The 5,994-nt window shown below is 67.0% G+C and carries 5 protein-coding genes; 2 read left to right on the top strand and 3 right to left on the bottom strand.

The window, feature by feature from the left end; translation table 11 throughout:
* The 3 genes from DBR22_RS14045 to DBR22_RS14035 all read right to left on the bottom strand — a co-directional run.
* Positions 1–818, bottom strand: an 818-nt coding sequence (locus DBR22_RS14045) for an Rv2578c family radical SAM protein (RefSeq protein WP_258229204.1), incomplete at its 3' end; no start/stop codon positions are given.
* Between the two features lie 115 nt (positions 819–933).
* Positions 934–1,578, bottom strand: a complete 645-nt coding sequence (locus DBR22_RS14040; RefSeq protein ID WP_108599522.1) for an SIMPL domain-containing protein — start codon at positions 1,576–1,578, stop codon at positions 934–936.
* 2 nt (positions 1,579–1,580) lie between these two features.
* Positions 1,581–2,027 (bottom strand): hypothetical protein, encoded by a 447-nt coding sequence (locus DBR22_RS14035; protein WP_108599524.1) that lies wholly within the window; start codon positions 2,025–2,027, stop codon positions 1,581–1,583.
* 276 nt (positions 2,028–2,303) lie between these two features.
* Between DBR22_RS14035 and pheS the strand changes: the two genes are divergently transcribed.
* Complete coding sequence (gene pheS / locus DBR22_RS14030) at positions 2,304–3,365, top strand: phenylalanine--tRNA ligase subunit alpha (protein ID WP_108599521.1); 1,062 nt, start codon at positions 2,304–2,306, stop codon at positions 3,363–3,365.
* Positions 3,366–3,367: 2 nt separating this feature from the next.
* Positions 3,368–5,911: a phenylalanine--tRNA ligase subunit beta gene (gene pheT / locus DBR22_RS14025; RefSeq protein WP_108599520.1), complete on the top strand. Its 2,544-nt coding sequence runs from the start codon at positions 3,368–3,370 to the stop codon at positions 5,909–5,911.
* Positions 5,912–5,994: the final 83 nt, after the last annotated feature.

The following is a 5,994-nucleotide window of genomic DNA, read 5'->3' as shown; positions in this document are numbered from 1 at the left end:
AACCATTCCCGCGTGCCGGGCTTCAGGTACAGGGCCCCCGCCGTTACTCCGGTGGCGCCGGCCGCTGCAAGGGAACTGAAAAGGGAATCAAGTGCTTCGTCGCTGTCCGAAAGCCAGGGCAGGATGGGCATGGCCATCACGCCGCAGGGAAGTCCGGCGTCCCTCAGCCGGGAGACCAGCTTGAGCCTGGCGCGTGGACCGGGGGTGCCGGGCTCCACCGCCTCGGACAGGGCCTCGTCCGTCATGGCCAGCGAAATGCCCACTCCCACGGGAACCTGTGCGGCGGCCCGCTTCAGGAGGGGAATATCGCGGGCGAGCAAGGTTCCCTTGGTGAGGATGGACAGCGGTGTGCCGGAGTCGGCAAGCGCCGTGATGATGCCCGGCATCAGCTGGTAACGTCCCTCGGCGCGCTGGTATGGGTCCGTGTTGGTGCCCAGCGCCACCTGGTGGCGGCCCCAGGACGGCTTGGCCAGCTCTTTCCGGAGGACCTCCGCAGCGTTGACCTTGACCACCACCTGGCTGTCGAAATCCAGCCCGGCGTCGAAGTCGAGGTAGGTGTGGCTTTTCCGGGCGAAACAGTAGACGCAGGCGTGGCTGCAGCCGCGGTACGGGTTGACGGTCCACTCGAACGGCATCTTTGAACCGGCAACCACCTTGTTGAGCACCGATTTGGCGGTGACCTCATGGAAGGTGATTCCGGCGAACTCGGGAGTGGTGACGGAGCGGACCAGGCCGGCCAGGGGGAGCAGCGCAGGCACAGGTCCGGTTCCGGCCCCTTCGGCGGACGGCGGCAACAGTGCTTGTGCATCCCATCTCATGTCTCTATTCGAAGATATGTTCGAATGAATGTCAAGGACCGACGCACCCCTGTCTGCCGGTGGAGCGGCCCGCGTCGGCCACCAGGACCCGTTGGCAGGGCCCTGGACGCGAACCCTAGCCCAGGAGCTCCCACACCACAGTGATGGTGGCGCCGATGCTTGCCTGCCCTGCTTCTACGCTGAGGGCTTCGGTTGCGGCGGCCCGCATGATCCGCGCCACGGGAACGGGGCCCGGCAGATCGGCGTGTTCGGCAACAGAGACCACGGCGCCAAGCCGGGCCGAGGCAAGCGAGGCAAACTGTTCGGCCGCGGCAACCGCCTCCTCCCAGGCAGCCGCACGGGCAAGCGCCACCACCGCGGACTCATCCGAGAAACCGAGTTCGAGACCGTTCAGCCGGACGTCGTCGCCGCCGGCCTCGATCACGTCCCCAATCACCGCGGAGGCCGAAGCAACCTGCCGCAAACGGACTGTCAGCATGCTTGAGGCCACGTACCCGGCGACCCGCTGGCCTTCGCCATCGCGCCAGATGAGCTCAGGCCGCACGTTCAGCCCGGACGTCCGGATGTCAGCATCACCCACCCCGTGCTGCCGCAGGACGCCGGACACGGCCGAGGATGCCGTTCCTGCCTCCGAGTACGCGGCACCCACGCTGTCCCGCCGGCATTCGACCCCCACGGACATGGTCAGCAGGTCAGGTGGCGCCTCGGCAGTTCCTGTTCCCGTTACCGTGATGGTCCTGGCGCTGGGCTGGTCCGGCATGGCTAAACCTCAATTCCGCCGGCATCGCGGGGAGCCGGCCTTGGTGTCCTCCTGTCAGGGTAGCCGCCGGCCGCCAGGCCCGCCTGCCGCTCGAAGAAATTCGCCGACGCCGGATCACCGGTCCGGAGGATAGACCAGCCGGCGGCCAGGAAATAGAGCGGAAGGAACGGCGCCCCCAGGCAGCAGGCGTACTGGCTGCAGTGTTTTTCCTCGTGTCCAAGGAGTTCCCTGTTAGAGATGAGCTGTTCGGTCCGGATCCGGGAGAGGATCACGTTGCCCAACGTGAACGCGCCCGCATACGGCAGCCGCCACCGGTATCCGGAAGCGATGATGAGCCCCCTCGGGCCCTGGCTGATGGACGTTCCGGCCGCCAAGGCAACTGCCAGGCCCAGGAGAGTTGTGCCATTGACCACGTTGGCAACCTGCCTGGCCCGCTGCCGCGCCGTCAGGTGCCCCTGCGTTACACGCTGGAGTCCAGCCGTCCGCTCTGCTGCCCGGCGCCGCCGTTGTGTCATGAGGACATGGTAACCGGGGCATTCAATTAGACTGGACGATAGTGGCCGCCGGTAGTTCCAGTGGCCCTGACCTGGTCACCGGGTGCCTCCATCGCACATGGATCCGCATTCGTGACCTGCCAGTGACGGATGCGCTGCCGGGAAACCGCTCGCGGCTGTGCTGGCCATTGAGGAAATTCATCAGCCCCGACTCGTAGCTAAGAACAGTAGATGTCTGAAACTTTGCCGGGCGCCGCCATCCCGAACCCAACGGATGAAGCCGCCATCACTGCCGCTGTAGACCAGGCCATCGCCGCCATTGCCGGCGCCGGCACCCTCGACGAACTCAAGGCGGTGAGGCTGGCCCATACCGGTGAGAAGTCACCGCTCAGCCTGGCCAACCGTGAAATCGGTGGCCTGCCGAAGGACCGGAAAGCCATAGCCGGCAAGCTGATGGGTTCGTCCCGTGGCCGGGTCAACAAGGCGCTCGCGGACCGCACGGCCGAGCTGGAAGCCGAAAACGACGCCCGGATCCTGCTGGAAGAGACAGTGGACGTCACGGCCGCCCCCCGCCGTCGTCGTGCTGGTGCCCGGCACCCGCTGTCCACGCTGCAGGACCGCGTGGCGGACATCTTCGTCGGCATGGGCTGGGAGATCGCCGAAGGGCCCGAGGTGGAATCCGAGTGGTTCAACTTCGACGCCCTGAACTTCAAACCGGACCACCCGGCCCGCGAAATGCAGGACACGTTCTTTGTGGAGCCGCCCGAAGCGCACCTCCTGATGCGCACCCACACCTCGCCGGTGCAGGTCCGCTCCATGCTCGAGCGCGAGCTGCCCATCTACGTGCTCTGCCCGGGCAAGGTGTTCCGCACGGACGAGCTGGACGCCACCCACACACCCGTGTTCCACCAGTTTGAAGGCCTGGCCATCGACAGGAAGCTCAGCATGGCCGACCTCCGCGGAACGCTGGAGCACTTCGCCCGGCAGATGTTCGGCGACGAAGCCCAGATCCGCCTGCGCCCCAACTACTTCCCGTTCACCGAGCCATCGGCCGAGCTGGACATCTGGCACCCCGGCGCCAAGGGCGGCCCGCGCTGGATCGAGTGGGGCGGCTGCGGCATGGTCAACCCCAACGTGCTCCGCGCGGCGGGCATCGACCCCGACATCTATTCAGGTTTTGCTTTCGGCATGGGCATTGAACGCACCCTTATGTTCCGCAACGAGGTGGGCGACATGCGCGACATGATCGAAGGCGACGTACGTTTCAGCGAGCACTTCGGGATGGAGATCTAACAGTGCGTATCCCAATTTCATGGCTGCGTGAATTCGCAGAGGTACCGGCCGGAGCAACGGCCGAAGAGGTCATGGCAGAACTGGTCAAGGTCGGTTTCGAAGAGGAGGACGTCCACCGCCCCACGGACGCCCTGCAGGGTCCGATTGTGGTGGGCCAGGTGCTCAGCCTGGTCAAGGAGCCGCAGTCCAACGGCAAGACCATTAACTGGTGCCAGGTCCGTGTTGTCCCCGAAGGCCAGGAACAGACCCTCACCGGCGAGGGCATCGACCCCTCCGGTGTGCAGGGGATCATCTGCGGCGCCCACAACTTCGTCGAAGGCGACAAAGTGGTGGTCACCCTCCCCGGCGCCGTGCTGCCCGGCGATTTCCGCATCTCCGCACGCAAGACCTACGGCCACCTGTCCGCCGGCATGATCGCCTCCGTGCGGGAGCTCGGGATCGGCGAGGACCACGACGGTATCCTGGTGCTGTCCCGCATCGGGCTGGACCCGGAAATCGGCACCGACGCCATGGACCTGCTGGGCCTCTATGACGAAGCGGCCGAGATCAACGTGACCCCGGACCGCGGCTACGCCTTCTCCATCCGCGGCATTGCCCGCGAATACGCCCACGCCACCGGAACGTCCTTCACGGATCCCGCCGCCAAGGTCAACGCGCCGGCGGAGCTCTCCGGCGGCTACGGCGTCAAGCTCAACGACGACGCCCCCATCTACGGCAAGCCCGGCTGCGACCGCTTTGTGGCCCGCACCGTCCGCGGCGTGGACGCCACCCGGCCCACTCCGCCCTGGATGACCTCCCGGCTCCGCCTCGCAGGGATCCGCTCCATCTCCCTGCCGGTGGACATTTCCAACTACGTCATGCTGGAACTCGGCCAGCCCACGCACTGCTACGACCAGGACAAGCTGTCCGGCGACATCGTGGTGCGTCGGGCAATCGCGGGGGAGAAGATCACCACCCTTGATGACAAGGAACGTGCGCTTGACGTCGAAGACCTCCTGATCACCGACGGCTCCGGTGCGATCGGCATCGCCGGCGTGATGGGCGGCGCGGCAACAGAGGTGAGCGATTCGACGTCGACCGTCCTGGTTGAAGCAGCACATTTCGACGAGGTATCCATCGGCCGCTCCCGCCGCCGCCACAAGCTGCCCTCCGAGGCCTCCAAGCGCTTCGAACGGGGCGTCGACTGGCAGGTTGCCGGTATTGCTGCGCAGCGGGTTGTTGACCTCCTCGTGGAGCTCGCAGGCGGTGTCGCTGACGAGGCAGGGACCGACGTCGGGACGTCCCCGGACGCCGTCACCATCACCCTGCCTGCGGCCTTCGCCGCCCAACGGATCGGCATCGATTTCACCGAGGAGCAGATAGTCACCTCCCTGGAAGACCTCGGCGCCACCGTGGAGAAGAACGACGGCGGCTGGACGGTAACGGCGCCCAGCTGGCGCAACGACCTGGAGACCAAGGAAGACCTCTCCGAGGAAATCGCCCGCCTGGTTGGCTACGACTACATCCCCGCGACGCTGCCTGTAGCCCCTCCGGGACGGGGCCTGACCCGCGTACAGCAGCAGCGCCGCCGGCTGATCCAGGCGCTAGCGGACGCGGGGCTCACCGAGGTCCTGGCCTACCCGTTCGTCTCCAAGGCTGCCAACGACACGTTCGGCGTTGCCGGGCAGGGGGCTGAACGGAGCGCGGTCAAGCTGGCCAACCCGATCAGCGAGGAGCACGGCTACCTGCGGACGTCCATCCTGCCCGGACTCATCGAGGTGGCCAAGCGCAACCACTCCCGCGGTTTCCGCGACCTGGCGCTTTTTGAAGCGGGCCTGGTCTTCCTGCCCGGTGGAACCGTGGGAACGGCGTCCATCCCGCCGCTGGGCGTCAAGCCTTCCGACGAGGTGCTGGATGCCCTGTACGACGGCGTTCCGGACCAGCCGCTCTACGTCGCCGCGGTCCTGACCGGCCACGATTCCCCTGCCGCAGCCAACCACACCCCCCGCGTATGGGACTGGGCGGATGCGCTGGATATCGCCCGGCTGGCAGGTGACGTCCTTGGCGTTGAGGTAGTGGCCAGCCAAGGCGCCCACCAGGCGTTCCACCCGGGCCGCGCCGCGCAACTGTCCCTGCGCACCGGCGAAGTGATCGGTTACGCCGGCGAGCTGCACCCGAAACTCCTTGCTGCGCACGACATGCCTGCCCGCTCGGTGGCACTGGAGTTCAACGCGGACGCCCTGTTCGAAGCAGCAGCGGATGTCATCGTGGCCCGCCACATCTCCACGTTCCCGGTGGCCACCCAGGATGTGGCCCTGGTAGTGCCGCAGGATGTTCCGGCCGCGCACGTCCTGGAGGCGCTTCGCGAAGGTGCCGGCGAGCTGCTGGAAGACGTTGCGCTGTTCGACGTCTACGTGGGCAAAGGCATCGAAGAAGGCAGGAAGTCGCTCGCGTTCGGCCTGCGCTTCCGGGCAACGGACCGGACGCTGACAGCGGACGAGGCATCGGCCGCACGGGCGGGCGCCGTGGCCCTGGCCGCCGAGCGCTTCGGTGCCGTCCAGCGCTAAGAGCGGGACGGATATGACGGGGACGCTGCCACCGGTTCCCGTCCTGCGCGCCTGCCCTCCCGGCTCCACGGGAGGGCAGGACC

Origin of the sequence: Arthrobacter sp. HMWF013 (assembly GCF_003061105.1) — a bacterium.
Lineage (GTDB): Bacteria > Actinomycetota > Actinomycetes > Actinomycetales > Micrococcaceae > Arthrobacter.
This window is presented reverse-complemented; position numbering and strand designations above follow the sequence as displayed.